General features: G+C 61.5%; 20 protein-coding genes. 18 read left to right on the top strand and 2 right to left on the bottom strand.

Going from position 1 to position 15,994, the window contains the following annotated elements:
• Positions 1 to 29: 29 nt before the first annotated feature.
• Genes livH through glpG form a run of 6 tightly spaced genes read left to right on the top strand, consistent with a single transcriptional unit; the run spans position 30 to position 4,869 of the window.
• Positions 30 to 953 carry a high-affinity branched-chain amino acid ABC transporter permease LivH gene (livH, locus tag Q9290_RS11070; RefSeq protein ID WP_306079712.1) on the top strand — a complete coding sequence of 308 codons (924 nt, stop codon included), beginning with the start codon at positions 30 to 32 and terminating at the stop codon, positions 951 to 953.
• Positions 950 to 2,191: a high-affinity branched-chain amino acid ABC transporter permease LivM gene (locus tag Q9290_RS11065; protein WP_306079711.1), complete on the top strand. Its 1,242-nt coding sequence runs from the start codon at positions 950 to 952 to the stop codon at positions 2,189 to 2,191. The genes livH and Q9290_RS11065 overlap by 4 nt, the downstream gene beginning before the upstream one ends.
• Positions 2,188 to 2,952, top strand: coding sequence for a high-affinity branched-chain amino acid ABC transporter ATP-binding protein LivG (gene livG, locus Q9290_RS11060; protein WP_371930919.1), 765 nt, complete (start codon positions 2,188 to 2,190; stop codon positions 2,950 to 2,952). Before Q9290_RS11065 ends, livG begins: the two co-directional genes overlap by 4 nt.
• A complete protein-coding gene (locus tag Q9290_RS11055) occupies positions 2,952 to 3,656 on the top strand; it encodes an ABC transporter ATP-binding protein (protein WP_306079710.1) in 705 nt (234 codons plus the stop codon). Before livG ends, Q9290_RS11055 begins: the two co-directional genes overlap by 1 nt.
• 44 nt (positions 3,657 to 3,700) lie before the next feature.
• A complete protein-coding gene (glpE, locus tag Q9290_RS11050) occupies positions 3,701 to 4,021 on the top strand; it encodes a thiosulfate sulfurtransferase GlpE (protein WP_306079709.1) in 321 nt (106 codons plus the stop codon).
• On the top strand, positions 4,018 to 4,869 hold the full coding sequence (glpG, locus tag Q9290_RS11045; protein ID WP_306079708.1) for a rhomboid family intramembrane serine protease GlpG: 852 nt from the start codon (positions 4,018 to 4,020) through the stop codon (positions 4,867 to 4,869). The genes glpE and glpG overlap by 4 nt, the downstream gene beginning before the upstream one ends.
• Here the strand turns inward: glpG and Q9290_RS11040 are convergent.
• A complete protein-coding gene (locus Q9290_RS11040; RefSeq protein WP_306079707.1) occupies positions 4,847 to 5,248 on the bottom strand; it encodes a flagellar basal body-associated FliL family protein in 402 nt (133 codons plus the stop codon). The two genes, glpG and Q9290_RS11040, sit on opposite strands and share 23 nt — an antisense overlap.
• Before the next feature lie 165 nt (positions 5,249 to 5,413).
• Here Q9290_RS11040 and Q9290_RS11035 point away from each other — a divergent pair, with 165 nt between their 5' ends.
• The 7 genes from Q9290_RS11035 to Q9290_RS11005 all read left to right on the top strand — a co-directional run bounded on the left by Q9290_RS11035 (position 5,414) and on the right by Q9290_RS11005 (position 12,115).
• Positions 5,414 to 5,962, top strand: a complete 549-nt coding sequence (locus tag Q9290_RS11035) for a chorismate--pyruvate lyase family protein (RefSeq protein ID WP_306079706.1) — start codon at positions 5,414 to 5,416, stop codon at positions 5,960 to 5,962.
• On the top strand, positions 5,962 to 6,834 hold the full coding sequence (gene ubiA / locus Q9290_RS11030) for a 4-hydroxybenzoate octaprenyltransferase (RefSeq protein ID WP_306079705.1): 873 nt from the start codon (positions 5,962 to 5,964) through the stop codon (positions 6,832 to 6,834). Before Q9290_RS11035 ends, ubiA begins: the two co-directional genes overlap by 1 nt.
• Positions 6,835 to 7,095: 261 nt before the next feature.
• A complete protein-coding gene (gene lexA, locus Q9290_RS11025; protein WP_306079704.1) occupies positions 7,096 to 7,710 on the top strand; it encodes a transcriptional repressor LexA in 615 nt (204 codons plus the stop codon).
• 248 nt (positions 7,711 to 7,958) lie between these two features.
• On the top strand, positions 7,959 to 9,092 hold the full coding sequence (coxB, locus tag Q9290_RS11020; protein ID WP_306079703.1) for a cytochrome c oxidase subunit II: 1,134 nt from the start codon (positions 7,959 to 7,961) through the stop codon (positions 9,090 to 9,092).
• 17 nt (positions 9,093 to 9,109) lie between these two features.
• Positions 9,110 to 10,705, top strand: coding sequence for a cytochrome c oxidase subunit I (ctaD, locus tag Q9290_RS11015; RefSeq protein WP_306079884.1), 1,596 nt, complete (start codon positions 9,110 to 9,112; stop codon positions 10,703 to 10,705).
• Positions 10,705 to 11,232 (top strand): cytochrome c oxidase assembly protein, encoded by a 528-nt coding sequence (locus tag Q9290_RS11010; RefSeq protein WP_306079702.1) that lies wholly within the window; start codon positions 10,705 to 10,707, stop codon positions 11,230 to 11,232. Before ctaD ends, Q9290_RS11010 begins: the two co-directional genes overlap by 1 nt.
• 13 nt (positions 11,233 to 11,245) lie before the next feature.
• Complete coding sequence (locus Q9290_RS11005; RefSeq protein WP_306079701.1) at positions 11,246 to 12,115, top strand: cytochrome c oxidase subunit 3; 870 nt, start codon at positions 11,246 to 11,248, stop codon at positions 12,113 to 12,115.
• A gap of 15 nt (positions 12,116 to 12,130) precedes the next feature.
• Here Q9290_RS11005 and Q9290_RS11000 read toward each other — a convergent pair whose 3' ends face one another.
• Positions 12,131 to 12,337, bottom strand: coding sequence for a DUF2909 family protein (locus Q9290_RS11000; RefSeq protein ID WP_306079700.1), 207 nt, complete (start codon positions 12,335 to 12,337; stop codon positions 12,131 to 12,133).
• Between the two features lie 30 nt (positions 12,338 to 12,367).
• Between Q9290_RS11000 and Q9290_RS10995 the strand changes: the two genes are divergently transcribed.
• From Q9290_RS10995 to Q9290_RS10975, 5 genes are read left to right on the top strand one after another with little or no spacing between them, the layout of a single operon-like run.
• Positions 12,368 to 13,048 carry an SURF1 family protein gene (locus tag Q9290_RS10995; RefSeq protein WP_306079699.1) on the top strand — a complete coding sequence of 227 codons (681 nt, stop codon included), beginning with the start codon at positions 12,368 to 12,370 and terminating at the stop codon, positions 13,046 to 13,048.
• Positions 13,038 to 13,469 carry a hypothetical protein gene (locus tag Q9290_RS10990; protein ID WP_306079698.1) on the top strand — a complete coding sequence of 144 codons (432 nt, stop codon included), beginning with the start codon at positions 13,038 to 13,040 and terminating at the stop codon, positions 13,467 to 13,469. The genes Q9290_RS10995 and Q9290_RS10990 overlap by 11 nt, the downstream gene beginning before the upstream one ends.
• Before the next feature lie 10 nt (positions 13,470 to 13,479).
• A complete protein-coding gene (locus Q9290_RS10985) occupies positions 13,480 to 14,511 on the top strand; it encodes a COX15/CtaA family protein (RefSeq protein WP_306079697.1) in 1,032 nt (343 codons plus the stop codon).
• Complete coding sequence (cyoE, locus tag Q9290_RS10980; RefSeq protein WP_306079696.1) at positions 14,448 to 15,344, top strand: heme o synthase; 897 nt, start codon at positions 14,448 to 14,450, stop codon at positions 15,342 to 15,344. Before Q9290_RS10985 ends, cyoE begins: the two co-directional genes overlap by 64 nt.
• Entirely contained in the window at positions 15,337 to 15,984 is a 648-nt protein-coding gene (locus Q9290_RS10975; protein ID WP_306079695.1) for an SCO family protein, read from the top strand. Before cyoE ends, Q9290_RS10975 begins: the two co-directional genes overlap by 8 nt.
• Positions 15,985 to 15,994 lie beyond the last annotated feature (10 nt).

The raw sequence follows: 15,994 nt of genomic DNA, 5'->3' as shown, positions 1-15,994 counted from the left end.
CTCATTGTGCAACGACAAGGAATGGTTGTATGTCCGAGCCCCTTCTTTATTTTATTCAGCAGTTGCTTAACGGTCTGACCATCGGCAGCACCTATGCGCTGATCGCCATCGGCTATACCATGGTGTACGGCATTATCGGCATGATCAACTTCGCCCATGGCGAGGTATACATGATAGGGGCCTACGCCGCCTTTATGGTGATGACGGCGCTCACCATGCTGGGCATCGACAGCACAGCTCTGCTGCTGTGCGCCGCCTTTCTGGTGAGTATTATTCTGACCAGCGTGTATGGCTATTCCATCGAACGGGTGGCCTACCGACCGCTGCGTCACAGCAAACGGCTGATTGCGCTGATTTCTGCCATCGGCATGTCCATTTTTCTGCAGAACATGATGCGCCTGGCCCAGGGCTCCCGGGATGTCGCCATTCCGCCCCTGCTGCCCGGTGGCTGGAGCTTTGGCGGCGAGGGCTTTCAGGCCACCCTGTCCTACATGCAGCTGATCATCTTTGTGGTCACCTTTATCGCCATGACGTTGCTGTCGTTGTTTATTTCCCGCTCGCGCATGGGCCGGGCCTGCCGCGCCTGTGCTGAGGATCTGAAGATGGCCAATCTGCTCGGCATCAACAGCAACGGCATCATCGCCCTGACCTTTGTGATTGGTGCCGCCCTGGCGGCGGTGGCCGGGGTGCTGCTGGGCTCCTACTATGGCGTCATCAACCCCTATATCGGCTTTATTGCCGGACTCAAGGCCTTTACCGCTGCCGTGCTTGGTGGCATTGGCAGCATTCCCGGCGCCGTGCTCGGCGGCCTGTTGCTGGGCGTGACCGAGGCCATGACCGGCGCCTATTTCAGTACCGAATACAAGGACGTGGTGTCCTTTGGCTTGCTGATCTTTGTGCTGCTGTTCATGCCCACCGGCATTCTGGGCAAACCGGAGGTAGAAAAGGTATGAGCCGACTTAAAGCTTCCCTCATTGCCGCCGGTCTGTTTCTGCTGCTGGCGGGCTGGCTGCTAGGTTTCCGTCTGGAAACCGAGGGCACCCGGCTGGTGGTCTCCAACCGCCTCGATGCCAGCTGGCAGTGGCTGGCACTGGGCGCGGCGCTGGTGTTCCTCGCCCAGCTGTTTGCCGCGCACTGGCGCAAACCCTTTCGATATCTGGCGGATCGCAAGGGCAGCTTCGCCCTGCCGGCCCCCGAGGAGCAGCCCTGGCTGTTTCGCATCATTACCGTGCTGGTGCTGGCGGCCCTGCTGGTGTGGCCATTTATGGGCTCGCGCGGCGCCGTGGATCTGGCCACGCTCACGCTGATCTACGTTATGCTGGGGCTGGGACTCAACGTGGTGGTGGGCCTGGCTGGTCTGCTTGACCTCGGCTACGTGGCCTTTTATGCCGTGGGTGCCTACAGCTACGCCCTGCTCAACGCCTATTTCGGGCTGGATTTCTGGACCTGCCTGCTGTTTGGTGGCGGCCTGGCGGCACTGTTCGGCTTTTTGCTGGGCTTTCCGGTGCTGCGGCTGAGGGGGGACTACCTGGCCATCGTGACGCTTGGGTTTGGCGAGATCATTCGTATATTGCTCAATAACATGACCGAGATCACCGGCGGCCCCAACGGCATTGCCGGCATTCCCAAGCCCACTTTGTTCGGACTGGAATTCGAGCGCCGGGGCGACAACACCTTTCATGCCTTTTTCGACATCGCCTACAACTCGGGGCACAAGGTGATCTTCCTGTATCTGCTGGCACTGGTGCTGGTGGTACTGACCATCTTTATCATCAACCGCTTGCTGCGCATGCCGTTGGGGCGGGCCTGGGAAGCGCTGCGCGAGGACGAGATCGCCTGCCGTTCGCTGGGGCTCAACCCGACGCTTATCAAGCTCAGCGCCTTTACCATAGGGGCGGCCTTTGCCGGCTTTGCGGGCTGTTTTTTTGCCGCCCGCCAGGGCTTTATCAGCCCCGAGTCGTTCGTGTTTATCGAGTCGGCCATCATTCTGGCCATCGTAGTGCTGGGGGGCATGGGCTCGCAGATCGGCGTGGTGCTGGCGGCCATCATCATGACCATATTGCCCGAGCTCACCCGGGAATTTAACGAGTACCGCATGCTGCTGTTCGGCCTGCTGATGGTGCTGATGATGATCTGGCGGCCTCAAGGCCTGCTGCCCATGCATCGTCCCCACATGGAGCTTAAATCATGAGCGAGCTGCTGAAGGTATCCGGCCTAACCATGCGCTTTGGCGGCCTGGTGGCGGTAGACGGAGTGGCGCTCACCATGAATGAGCGGCAAATCGTCTCCATTATCGGTCCCAACGGCGCCGGGAAAACGACCGTGTTCAATTGCCTGTCGGGTTTTTACCGGCCCAGCGGTGGCACGGTACGCTTTCGCGGCCAGGCCATTGCCGGCCTGCCCGGCCACAAGATTTCCCGGCTGGGGATGGTGCGCACCTTTCAGCATGTGCGCCTGTTCAGGGAAATGACGGTGCTGGAAAACCTGCTGGTGGCCCAGCACGCTCACCTCAACACCAACTTTCTCGCCGGCCTGCTGAAAACTCCGGGGTTTCGCCGGGCCGAGCGGGAAGGGCTGGAACGGGCCCATTACTGGCTGGAAAAGGTCAACCTCACCGAGTTTGCCAACCGCGCCGCCGGTAACCTGGCCTATGGCCAGCAGCGCCGGCTGGAGATCGCCCGCTGCATGGCGGCACGGCCGTCTTTACTGATGCTGGACGAGCCGGCGGCGGGGCTCAATCCGAACGAGACCCAGGAGCTGAACCGGCTGATCCAGGATCTGCGGGACAACGAAGGGGTCAGCGTGCTGCTGATCGAGCACGACATGAAGCTGGTGATGGACATTTCCGATCATATCTATGTGGTCAATCAGGGCCGGCCCCTGGCCGACGGCAGCCCCGAGGAAGTGCGCAGCCATCCCGACGTGATCAACGCCTATCTGGGAGAAGCCTGATGCTGCATGTCGACAATATCTGCGCCCACTACGGCAAGATTCGAGCCCTGGAAGACGTCACCGTGCACATTGAGCAGGGAGAGATTGTCACCCTTATCGGTGCCAACGGCGCCGGCAAGACCACCCTGATGATGTCCATCTGCGGCGATCCCCGGCCGTCTCAGGGGCGGGTGGTCTATGAAGGTCAGGATCTGTCCGGGCTGGATACCGCCGCCATCATGCGCCGGGACATCGCCATTGTGCCGGAAGGTCGGCGCATCTTTGCCCGGCTGACGGTGGAAGAAAACCTTCACATGGGCGCTTTTTTCGTGGACAAGCGCGAACACGCCGGGCTGATGGCCGAGGTGTTTGCCATGTTTCCCCGGCTCAAGGAGCGCCGCCATCAGCGCGCCGGCACCATGTCCGGGGGCGAGCAGCAGATGCTGGCCATTGGCCGGGCGCTGATGAGCAAGCCCCGGCTGCTGCTGCTGGATGAGCCGTCGCTGGGGCTGGCGCCCATTATCATTAATCAGATTTTTGACACCATTGCGCAGTTACGGGAAGAAAAGGGCATGACCATCTTTCTGGTGGAGCAGAACGCCAATCAGGCGCTGAAGCTGGCCGACCGGGGTTATGTGCTGGAAAACGGCCGGGTGGTGCTGGCCGATACCGGCGGCGCCCTGCTGGTCAATGAGCGGGTGCGTAACGCCTATCTGGGCGGCTGAGGCCGAATTGGGTACACTGGCGCCACATTAATGAGGAGGAATTTATGGATCAGTTTGCCCATATTTCGGTGGACGACGCCCACATCATGCTGAGCGAGGGCCGGGCCCGGCTGGTGGATATTCGCGACCCCCAGTCCTTTGCGCAGGCTCACGCCGAGGGTGCCTTTCACCTGACCAACGACAGCCTGGTGACCTTTACCAACGAGGTGGATTACGACACCCCGGTGATCGTGATGTGCTACCACGGCATCAGCAGCCAGGGTGCGGCCCAGTACCTGGTAAACCAGGGCTTTGAGGAAGTCTACAGCCTGGACGGCGGCTTTGAGGCCTGGCGTCGCAGTCAGGCGGTGGTCGGCCAGTCGTGAAGGCGCTGCTGGTGCTCGACGATCCGCGCCGGGCCCAGGCCTTTGTGGACTACCTGGGTGAGCTTGGCCTGCACTGCGAGCTGACCCAGGACGACACCGGCAATGTGCATATCTGGCTGGTGGACGAAGCCCGCTTTGAGGAAGCCCACCGGGAAGTAAAACGCTTTCTGGCGGAGCCCTTTCATCCCCGTTATCAGGAAGCCTCCTGGAAGCGGGGCGACAGCCATGCCCAGTTTTCCGGTAATCCGCAGCGCAGCGGCTGGATCAGCGACCTGCTGCACCAGACCGGTCCGGTGAATCTGATGGTGCTGCTGGCATGCCTGCTGGTCTACGGCCTGAGCTGGCTGGGGCTGCCGATGTTCGGGGTGTTGTCCTTTCCGCCGGCTGCGGGTGAGCTGCTGGGGACGGAATTCTGGCGTGCCTTTACCCCGGCGCTGATGCACTTTTCCTTGATGCACCTGGTGTTTAACCTGTTCTGGTGGTGGTATCTGGGCAGCATGGTGGAGCGCCGGCTGGGCAGTAGCAAGCTGCTGGTGTTGCTGCTGGTGGCGGCGGTGCTGCCCAACCTGCTGCAATTCTGGGCCAGCGGCCCGCGCTTTGGCGGTCTGTCGGGAGTGGTCTACGCCCTGCTGGCCTACGTCTGGTTCAGCGGCCGGCTCAACCCGGCCCGGGGCATTGGCCTGCCTGACGGCATGGCGGTGTTTATGGTGGTGTGGCTGGTGCTGGGCTTTGCCGATCTGCTGGGCACCCCGGTGGCCAACATGGCCCACCTGGGCGGGGCCCTGATCGGCCTGCTGCAGGCCTGGCTCGATAACCGCCGGCGGGTTACTGATAAAGGAAGCTGGTAAACAGCAGGCGGCGTACCGGGGTTTGCCCGGTTTCCTGCAACAGCAAATCGTTGAGTCGCTGCCGGCCTTCGTCGGCCAGGGCGGCGCGGGCCGGCATGGAACGAATTTCCTGCCGGCTTTTTTCCGCCAGCAGATCGTTGAGCGCATCCCGCAGCAGCGGCATGTTGCTTTCCACCAGCGGCAGTTGCTCCGGTCGCTCCAGCATCAGATCCACCGCCACCCGCACATAGCCCAGGTTCTGACCGGAGTTCTGGTAGTTGGTAATAATGTCCGGCGTCATGGTGTAGTATATGGGCCCGGCGGGCTCCGCCGTTTCTTCCTGTGCGCTGAGCGTGCCCGAGGCCGCCAGCATCAGGCAGAAGGCAAGTAACCGAAACATATGAGTCTCCGACCAATAAGAGAGCGGGCATTGTTTAAATATTTGCCGGTGCGGTCAAGTCCATCCGCCGTTTTCTGTATCATGGCCCTAATAAAGCGGTGGTGATGTTGCCGCCGAAGCAGGACCCAATGCGTTTTTATGTCTTTGTCTCTTCACCAAACAACCATGACCCCCAGCCTCGACAGTGACTGGCGTTGGGGTCATTCAGCGCCAATATCGCCCGCTTTGTGTGACTGGCTGTATGAGTCGGGCTCACTGACCCGGCGGCTGCGCCGCCACTGCAGCACCTTTGACGTGCATGTGTTGGCCGACTCGGTACTGCGCCCACTCACACCCGACCAGGCGGCCTGGCTGCAGGCCGACCAGGGCTACTGCCGGGAAGTGCTGTTGCTGTGCGACGGCGAGCCCTGGGTGTATGCCACCTCGCTTTATTCGCCCGCCACCCAGGCGGCGTTGCCGGCGCTGTCCGGGCTGGGCACTAAAGCGCTGGGGGAGCTGATGTTTGAAGCGACGGACCTGAAACGCACCCCCTTTGAACTGGCGGAGCTCACGCCGGCGGAGTTCCGCCGGTTGCTGGCCCGCACCGGGCTGCATGCCACTGCGCCCGATATGCCGCCCTGGGCGCGGCGCTCCGCCCTCAGCACCGGTGCTGCCCGCGTGCTGGTCACCGAACTCTTTCTGCCGGCCTCGGCGCCTTACCGGGATATTGTGTAATGACCACCCTGACCTCTCCTTCGCGGCCGCGCTGGCGCGCCTACATGGCCCTGGCCCGGCTCGACAAGCCCATTGGTACTCTGCTGCTGTTGTGGCCCACCCTGTGGGCGCTGTGGATTGCCGCCAATGGTCTGCCCTCGCTCTGGCTGCTGGTGGTGTTTGTGGCCGGGGTGTTCTCCATGCGTTCCGCCGGCTGCGTGATCAACGACTACGCCGACCGCCATATCGACGGTCACGTCAAGCGCACCCATGCCCGGCCGCTGCCGTCGGGTGAGCTCACCGAGCGTCAGGCGCTGGGCTTTTTCGCCCTGCTGGTGGGCATTTCCTTTGTGCTGGTGCTCACCACCAATGCCCTCACCATCGGCCTGGCCTTTGCCGGCCTGTTCTGGGCGGCACTTTATCCCTTTATGAAGCGCTTCACCCATCTGCCCCAGTTGTTTCTTGGCATCGCCTTTTCCTGGGCCATTCCCATGGCCTTTGCCGCCCAGAGCAACAGCCTGCCCGCCGGGCTCTGGCTGCTGTTTGCCGCCAACCTGACCTGGACCGTGGCCTACGACACCATGTATGCCATGGTGGACCGGGACGATGACCTCAAGATAGGGGTCAAGTCCACCGCCATTCTGTTTGGCCGGCGCGACAAGCTGATCGTGGGTCTGCTGCAGCTGGCCACCCTGTTGCTGCTGGTGGCGGCGGGCCGGGTGTTTGAACTGGCCGCGCCCTTTTACTGGGGCCTGCTGGTGGCCGCCGGCCTGTTTGTGTATCAGCAGCGGTTAATCCGCGATCGGGAGCGCATGCCCTGTTTTCGTGCCTTTCTCAACAACAACCACGCCGGCATGGCCATCTTCGCCGGCCTGGTGCTGGCGCTGTGGTAAATAAAGCCGTGCTTTGATCTTGCTCGAAGAGGCAGTGGGGCTTGCTGTAGCCGATCATAAAATGCCATGGCCGAAAAGTTGCTCCTGCATTTTCGGCATTCCCGCCATCCATGGCGGTCAGATGCATTTCCGAGCGTTACATAGAGGTACTTGTAGCGTGTCGTGAAGTGCAACCGCACTGCCGCTTCGCACTGCGGGGCTTGCTCTGGACTCATTACTGGATATACTGACAGGTAACTGTATAAACAGACAGGTTTCACCATGAAAGCCCTTACTCCCCGCCAGTCGCAGGTGCTGGACATTATCAAGGATCATATTCAGCAAACCGGCATGCCACCCACCCGGGTGGAAATTGCCAAGGTGCTGGGGTTCAAGTCTGCCAACGCGGCGGAAGAACATCTCAAGGCGCTGGCCAAAAAGGGCGTGATTGAAATCATGCCCGGTACCTCCCGGGGTATTCGCCTGGCTGGCGAAGAGGCGGAAGAAGAGCAGGGCCTGCCGCTGGTGGGCCGGGTAGCCGCCGGCGAGCCGATACTGGCCCAGCAGCATATCGAAAGTCACTACCGGCTCGATCCCGGCCTGTTCCATCCCTCGGCAGACTTTTTGCTGCGGGTACAGGGCATGAGCATGAAGAACATCGGTATCATGGACGGTGACCTGTTGGCGGTGCACAAGACTCAGGAAGCCCGCAACGGCCAGGTGGTGGTGGCCCGCCTCGACGATGAAGTGACCGTCAAGCGCTTTCAGCGCAAAGGCAGCAAGGTCAGCCTGCTGCCCGAAAACGAAGAGCTGTCGCCCATCGAGGTGGATCTGCGCACTCAGGAGCTCACCATTGAGGGCCTGGCCGTGGGGGTAATACGCAACGGCGATTTTTAAAGAAGGCGCTTGCCTTGGCAGGTCGGCGCCTTCAAGGCTGACCTGCCAATCCCCAATCCCCAATCCCCAATCCCCAATCCCCAATCCCCAATCCCCAATCCCCAATCCCCAATCCCCAATCCCTCATTTCTTTATATTTTACATTTCCTTAACTGCTGCTTTACTTAGAGTCAGCCGAATGGAAGGGATGCTGTCGTTCGGCCCAGACCGATTCCGAATTCAGGTACCTCGGTTTAAAGGACGAAACGATGGGGGTGCACGTGAAGCCGATTTTGCTGCTGTTGTCCTTGCTGACAACCCTGCCCGTGAGGGCGCAAGCCCGTCTCAACATGACCGAAGGGGTCACCGAAATCAGCCAGAAAGTGTATGGCCTGCACATGACCATTCTCACCATCTGCGCGGTGATCGGTCTGCTGGTATTCGGGGCCATGTTCTGGGCCATTATTCACCATCGCAAGTCCAAAGGGGCCCGGGCGGCCCAGTTTCACGAAAGCACTAAAGTCGAAATCCTCTGGACCATCATTCCCTTTCTTATTCTGATTGCCATGGCCATTCCCGCCACCAGAACCCTGGTGGCGATGGAAGACACCTCCAGGCCGGATCTTACCGTGCAGATCACCGGCTCCCAGTGGAAATGGCACTACCGCTACTTTGATGAAAACGTGGAGTTTTACAGCCTGCTGGCGACCCTGCCGCAACAGATCAGCGGCCAGGTGGGCAAGGGCGAAAATTACCTGCTGGAGGTGGATAACCCCCTGGTGCTGCCCACCGACCGCAAGGTGCGCTTTCTGATCACCTCGGACGACGTGATCCATTCCTGGTGGATGCCGGCCTTTGCAGTCAAGAAAGACGCCATTCCCGGCTTTATCAACGAAGCCTGGACTCGTATCGATCAGCCCGGCCTGTACCGGGGCCAGTGCGCCGAACTGTGCGGCAAGGATCACGGCTTTATGCCCATAGTAGTGGATGCCCGCACGCCGGAAGAATTTGACGGCTGGCTGGCGCAGATCAAGGTGGAGCAGGCCGCCGCCAAGGCTGCCGAGCAGGAGTTGCTGGCCATGGACATGAGCCGGGACGAGCTGATGAGTCTGGGTGAGCAGGTGTATCAAAAGGCCTGCGCCGCCTGTCACCAGGCCGGTGGTGAAGGCATTCCCGGTGCCTTTCCGGCGCTCAAGGGCAGCGAGCTGGTGCTGAATGACAGAGCCGGTCACATCGACATCGTGCTGTACGGCAAGGCGGGCACCGCCATGCAGAGCTTTGACAAGCAGCTGGCGCTCAAGGAGCTGGCGGCGGTGATCACCTATGAACGCAATGCCTGGGGTAACGATACCGGCGATCTGGTGCAGCCCAAAGACATTCACCAGGCCAGACAGGAACAATAGGGGGCAGCATGGCACAGATGGATCGCACGGAAACCGCGGACATTCACCTGATGGACGAAGAGCACCATCACGGTCCTGCCAAAGGCATTGGTCGCTGGCTGTTTACCACTAACCACAAGGACATCGGCTCTCTCTATCTGTTGTTCAGTCTCACCATGTTTCTGGTGGGCGGGGCCATGGCCATGGTGATCCGGGCCGAGTTGTTTCAGCCCGGGCTGCAGCTGGTGGAGCCCAACTTCTTTAACCAGATGACCACCATGCATGGCCTGATTATGGTGTTCGGTGCCGTCATGCCCGCCTTTGTGGGGCTGGCCAACTGGATGATTCCCATGATGATTGGCGCGCCCGACATGGCGCTGCCGCGCATGAACAACTGGAGCTTCTGGATACTGCCCTTTGCCTTTGTGCTGATGCTGAGCTCGCTGTTCGTGCCCGGGGGCGGCCCCAACTTTGGCTGGACCTTCTACGCGCCGCTGTCCACCACCTATGGCCCCGACAGCACCGCCCTGTTCGTGTTCGCCATTCACATTATGGGCATCAGCTCGATCATGGGGGCGATCAACGTAATTGTTACCATATGGAACTTGCGGGCGCCGGGCATGACCTGGATGAAGCTGCCACTGTTCTGCTGGACCTGGCTGATCACTGCCTTTTTGCTGATCGCCGTGATGCCGGTGTTGGCCGGTGCCGTGACCATGGTGTTGACCGACAAGTATTTCGGCACCAGCTTCTTTGAGGCGGCAGGGGGCGGGGACCCGGTGCTGTTTCAGCATATCTTTTGGTTCTTTGGCCACCCCGAGGTGTACATCATGATATTGCCGAGCTTCGGCATTATCTCGGCCATCGTGCCGGCGTTCAGCCGCAAGCGGCTGTTCGGTTATGCCTCCATGGTGTATGCCACCGCCTCCATTGCCGGGCTCAGCTTTCTGGTGTGGGCCCACCACATGTTTACCGTGGGCATGCCGGTGGCGGCGGAGCTGTTCTTTATGTACTGCACCATGCTGATCTCGGTGCCCACCGGGGTCAAGGTGTTCAACTGGGTAGCCACCATGTGGCGGGGCTCCATCAGCTTTGAAGTGCCCATGCTGTTTGCCCTGGCCTTTATCGTGCTGTTTACCATCGGTGGCTTCAGCGGCCTGATGCTGGCCATTACCCCGGCCGACTTCCAGTATCACGACACCTACTTTGTGGTGGCGCACTTCCACTATGTGCTGGTATCCGGGGCCGTGTTCTCCATCATGGCGGCGGCCTACTACTGGCTGCCCAAGTGGACCGGCCACATGTTTGACGAGCGCCTGGCCAAATGGCATTTCTGGTGCTCGGTGGTGTCGGTGAACATTCTGTTTTTCCCCATGCACTTTCTGGGGCTGGGCGGCATGCCTCGGCGAATTCCCGACTATTCACTGCAGTTTGCCGATATCAATGCCTTGGTCAGCATTGGCGGTTTCGCTTTTGGCCTGTCTCAGCTGATTTTTGTGGTGGTGCTGGTTAAATGCATTCGTGGTGGCGTCAAGGCCGAGGCCAGGCCCTGGGACGGCGCCGAAGGGCTGGAATGGACGGTGCCGTCGCCGGCTCCCTATCACACCTTTGAAAACCCGCCGAAGGTGGACTGATGAATACGGTCAGAAAGGCCCGGCGCCTGGGACTGGTGGCCGTCGCCATGTTCGGCTTTGGCTTCGCGCTGGTGCCCCTGTATGACGTCTTCTGCGACATTACCGGGCTCAACGGCAAAACCGACGACACGGCGGCGGTGGCCGCCCGGCATGTGGACGCGGCGCGGCTGGTGACGGTGGAGTTCATCACCTACCAGCACACCGGCCTGAGCGGCGAGTTTTCGCCCTCGGTGCAGCGGCTGCAGGTGCACCCGGGGGAGATGCACAGAGTCGACTTTACCGTGACCAACCCGAGGGTGGACAGTCGGGTATTGAGGGCCATTCCCTCGGTATCGCCGGGGCGGGCGGCGGGCTATTTGCGCAAGACCGAGTGTTTCTGTTTTGAGGAGCAACCTCTGGATGGCCGGGCGCAAGCGGTGATGCCCATGAGTTTCTATGTGGACGAGGCTCTGCCTGACGATATTGAGGTGTTCACCCTGTCCTACACCCTTTACGACATCAGCGAGCAGGCGGCCGGGCAAGGCTGACAAGGAGGCGAGCATGGCGGTCAAAACGGAAAAATATTATGTGCCGGCGCAAAGCCCCTGGCCAGTGGTGGGGGCGCTGGGGCTGTTTCTGCTGGCCTCGGGGGCGGGCATGTGGGCCGCGGGCATCGCCGGCATCGCCGGACCCGTGGTGTTTTGCGCCGGCACCCTGGTGATGACCATTATGCTGTTTGGCTGGTTTTCCAACGTCATCAGCGAGTCTCATCAGGGCCTGTACAGCGATCAGATGGATCGCTCCTTTCGTCAGGGCATGACCTGGTTCATTTTTTCGGAAGTGATGTTCTTTGGTGCCTTTTTCGGGGCCCTCTTCTATGCCCGCATACTGGCGGTGCCCTGGCTGGGGGGCGCCGGTAACAACGCCATGACCCACGAGGTGCTGTGGCCCGAGTTCGATGCGGTCTGGCCCCTGCTGACCACGCCGGGGGGCACTGAGACCTCCGCCATGGGGTGGCTGGGGCTGCCGCTGGTCAATACCATCATACTGCTGACCTCGTCGGTCACGGTTCATGCCGCCCACCTGGCCCTGTTGCAGGAGCAGCGCAGCCGGCTGAAGCAATGGCTGGGGGCCACCGTACTGCTGGGGGGCCTGTTCCTGTCGCTGCAGATCTGGGAATACGTGCATGCCTATCAGGATCTGGGACTGCGCCTCGACTCCGGTATTTACGGCAACACCTTTTTTCTGCTTACCGGCTTTCACGGCGCCCACGTCACCCTCGGCACCCTGATGCTGTTCATCATGTGGCTTCGGGTCAGCAAGGGGCACTTTACCCCGGCCCAGCATTTTGGCTTTCAGGCCAGCAGCTGGTACTGGCATTTTGTGGACGTGGTCTGGCTGTGCCTGTTTGTGTTTGTCTATATTTTGTAAGGGTTCGTTTGGTGCTCAGTAAGGCGTGGGGTTGGGGACCAGCAGGCCGCTCGCCAGGGCAAGGATCAGCAGGGCCAGAATGATGGCGGCCAGCCAGAGACGGCGGCCGATATAGCGGGCCATCAGCGCCGGATCCCGCCGGTGCAGCATGGCGCGCAAGCCCAGCATCAGATTGCCAATCATCAGCAGCAACAAGAGTAAAACCAGCAGTTTCAATAACATGGATGACACTCAGGACAAAGGACGGACGCCTTGAGTATAGGAAAGCGCGGTGGATTACTGGTACTGACGGCAGCCATGACAGGGCTGATGGTGTTCATGGGCGTGTGGCAGCTGTCCCGGGCCGATGAAAAACGCCGGCTGCTGCAGGAGTGGGAGCAGCGCAGCCAGGTTGAGCTGGAGCTGAAGGAAGCAGTGGCCATGCAACAGCCCTTTGGTTACCGGCTGCGGGCCGGTGGCGTGTTTCTGGCCGGGGGCGAGCTGTTTCTCGACAACCAGATTGAGCAGGGCCGTCCCGGTTACCGGCTGATCCGGCCGCTGCAGACACCCCAGGGACTGCTGGCGGTGGACTGGGGCTGGCTGCCGGCCGATGCGGATCGCCGCCAGCTGCCGCAGGTAGACGCCTTTGATGATGCGGTCGTGCTGGTAGAAGGGGTGTTGGTGCGACCCTGGCAGCCGCCCCTTGAGCTGGGCAGCACCGGTGGGGATAGTCAGTTCCGGCGCATCGCCAGTCTGGATACCGAGGCGCTGGCAAGTCGCTGGGGTCAGCCGGTACTGCCCATGGTACTGAAAACCGATATTGATGCCGGCAGCTGGCAGCCGGTGGTGATGGGGCCGGAAAAGCACCTGGGCTATGCGGTGCAATGGTTTGCCATGACCATCGCCATCTGGCTGGCGGCCTGGTGGTGGAATGGGAGGCGACATGAAGCATAAACCGGTACTGGCATTATTGGGGGTTTTTCTGTTGCCGCTGGCACTGGCCTGGCTGGTGCTGGAGCAGGGCTGGTTTACCGCCGGCACCCGGGGGCAGGGTGAATGGGTGCAGGGGCACATCGACGAGGCAACACAGTGGCGGCTGGTGCTGACCACCCCAAATGACTGTGACTACTGCGAATCCGCCGGCCAGCTGCTCAACAACCTGGATCTGGCGCTGGGCCGGGACGCAGAAAGAGTGACAGTGGTACAGCAGCCCGCCAGTGACATGCTGGAAGCCGGCTTTGTGTATATTGCCGATCCGCCGGGCATGCTGATCATGCGCTACCCCCTGGTGGGGAACGAGCAGCAGGACCTCGGCACCGGCCGGCTGTTATTGCAGGATCTGCGCCGCCTGCTCAAGTTTTCCCGAGCCGGGTAGGGAGGGGGCCATGCAAAAGCTCTGCGCATTCGCCTTTGTACTGACCCTGGTTGTGGTGGTGCTGGGAGCCTATACCCGGCTCACCGATGCCGGCCTGGGCTGCCCGGACTGGCCCGGTTGTTACGGTTTTCATTATGTACCCGCCACCGCCGGTGAGCACGCCCTGGCCGCCGAGCGCTTTCCCGATGCGCCCCTGGAAGTAACCAAGGCACGCAATGAAATGATCCACCGCTACGCCGCCGGCACCCTCGGGCTGACCATATTGCTGATGGCGCTGGGCTCGCTCAGGCCGGCGCACCGTCGCTACCGGTTGCCGGCCTTTGTTCTGCTGGCACTGGTGATGGGCCAGGCCACTCTGGGCATGCTCACCGTTACCCTTAACCTGCTGCCCTTTGTGGTCATGGGGCATCTGCTGGGCGGGTTTACCATATTGTCGCTGTTGTTCTGGATGCTGTGCCGGGGCAGGGCGAACACCGGCCCGCGGCCCGACGTAGGCGGCCTGAGCGGGCTGTTTCGGCTGGCACTGGTGGCCCTGGTACTACAAATTGCGCTGGGTGGCTGGACCGCCGCCAACTATGCGGCCATGGCCTGTACCGAGCTGCCGGTGTGCCAGGATGACTGGGCCGGCCAGTGGCAATGGAGCGCCTTTCACCCTCATGGCATGCCGGCGGAGACCTATCAGTATGGCGTGTTGAGCCAGGCGGAGCGGACCACCATACACGCGGCCCATCGCTTGTGGGCCATGGTGACGGCGGTGTTGCTGCTGGCCCTGGCCTGGCGGCTGGCCCGCCGGCCCGGGCTGCGGGGGTGGGGACTGGCGATGGGGGCCATGGTGTTGCTGCAGCTGGCGCTGGGGGTGGCCAATGTGGTACTGCACCTGCCGCTGTGGGTGGCGGTGGCCCATAACGGCGGCGCCGCTGTGTTGCTGCTGATAGTAACGGGAACGGGAGAGCGCCTGGAGCGCCACAGGGAGGCAATATGGCACGGAGCCTGGCAATATCCGCGACGGGAGCACGAGTCTGGCGGGACTATTTTGCGCTGACCAAGCCCAAGGTGGTGGCACTGATTTTGCTCACCGCCGTGGTCGGCATGTTTCTGACCGAGGTACTGCCGTCACCCGCGACGGTGGTGGCGGCCACCCTGGGCATTGGCCTGATGGCCGGGGGGGCGGCGGCCATCAATCATGTACTGGACCGGCGCATCGACCTCAAAATGGCGCGCACCCATCACAGGCCGGTGGCCCAGGGGCGTGTGGCTACCGCGCCGGCACTGGCCTTTGCCCTGGCGTTGTCGGCCTCGGGGCTGGCGGTGTTGCTGCTGCTGGTCAACGCCCTCACCGCCTGGCTGACCCTGGCGTCGTTGCTGGGCTACGCCGTGGTGTATACCGTCTGGCTGAAGCGGGCCACGCCGCAAAATATCGTGATTGGCGGGCTGGCCGGGGCCATGCCCCCCCTGCTGGGGTGGACCGCGGTCAGCGGCGAGTTTCACGGCCATGCCCTGCTGCTGGTGATGATCATCTTTACCTGGACGCCGCCCCACTTCTGGGCGCTGGCCATTCACCGGCGGGACGATTACGCCAGGGCCGAGATCCCCATGCTGCCGGTGACCCATGGCATCGCATTCACCAAGACCTGTTTGTTGCTCTATACCCTGCTGCTGACTCTGGTATGTCTGCTGCCCTGGGTAGTGGGCATGTCGGGGCCGGCCTATCTGCTGGGCTCGCTGGCGCTCAACCTGCGCTTTGTGCAGTGGGCCTGGCGGCTCAAATTTAGACCCGGGCCACAAACCGCATTACAATGTTTCCGCTTTTCAATCAGTCACCTGATGTGGCTGTTTGTCCTTATTCTGGCGGATCACTGGATAGACTATGGCTAACACGAGCAAGCTGATTTGGTTACTGGCGCTGACCCTGCTGGTGGCGGGGACCCTGAGTGGTATTGCCTGGTACAACAATCGGGCCAATACCCTGACCAAAGCGGTGGTGGTCTACCCCGAGCCAAGGCCCCTGAAGGCCATGGCGCTGACCGACGCCGAAGGCCAGCCCTTTACCGAGCAGCGCTTTCAGGATCACTGGAGCCTGGTGTTTGTGGGCTATACCTACTGCCCGGACATCTGCCCCACCACACTATCGGATCTGGCCCGGATTTATCCCGAGCTGACCCGGCTGAGCGACAAGACGCAGGTGGTATTTGTTTCCGCCGATCCCGGCCGGGATACGCCCGAGCGGCTCAAGGCCTACACCGCACACTTCAATCCGGACTTTATCGCCGCCACCGCCGAGCATGCCCAGCTGATGCCGGCGGTACAGCAACTGGGGCTGATTTACGGTGTGCATGAGCGCGGTGAGCAGGACTATCTGGTGGACCATTCGGCCTCCATTGCGCTGATCAATCCCGACGCTCAGCTGCATGCCTCATTCCGCCCGGTATTTGACGAGGGCAGCGGCATTCCTCTGGTGGACGGCCAGCTGCTGCTGCAGGATCTGGAACGCATCATCGCCCGCTGGCGCGGCTGATTTCCCTCAT

Source organism: Oceanimonas aquatica (genome assembly GCF_030732065.1).
GTDB lineage: Bacteria > Pseudomonadota > Gammaproteobacteria > Enterobacterales > Aeromonadaceae > Oceanimonas.
This window is presented reverse-complemented; position numbering and strand designations above follow the sequence as displayed.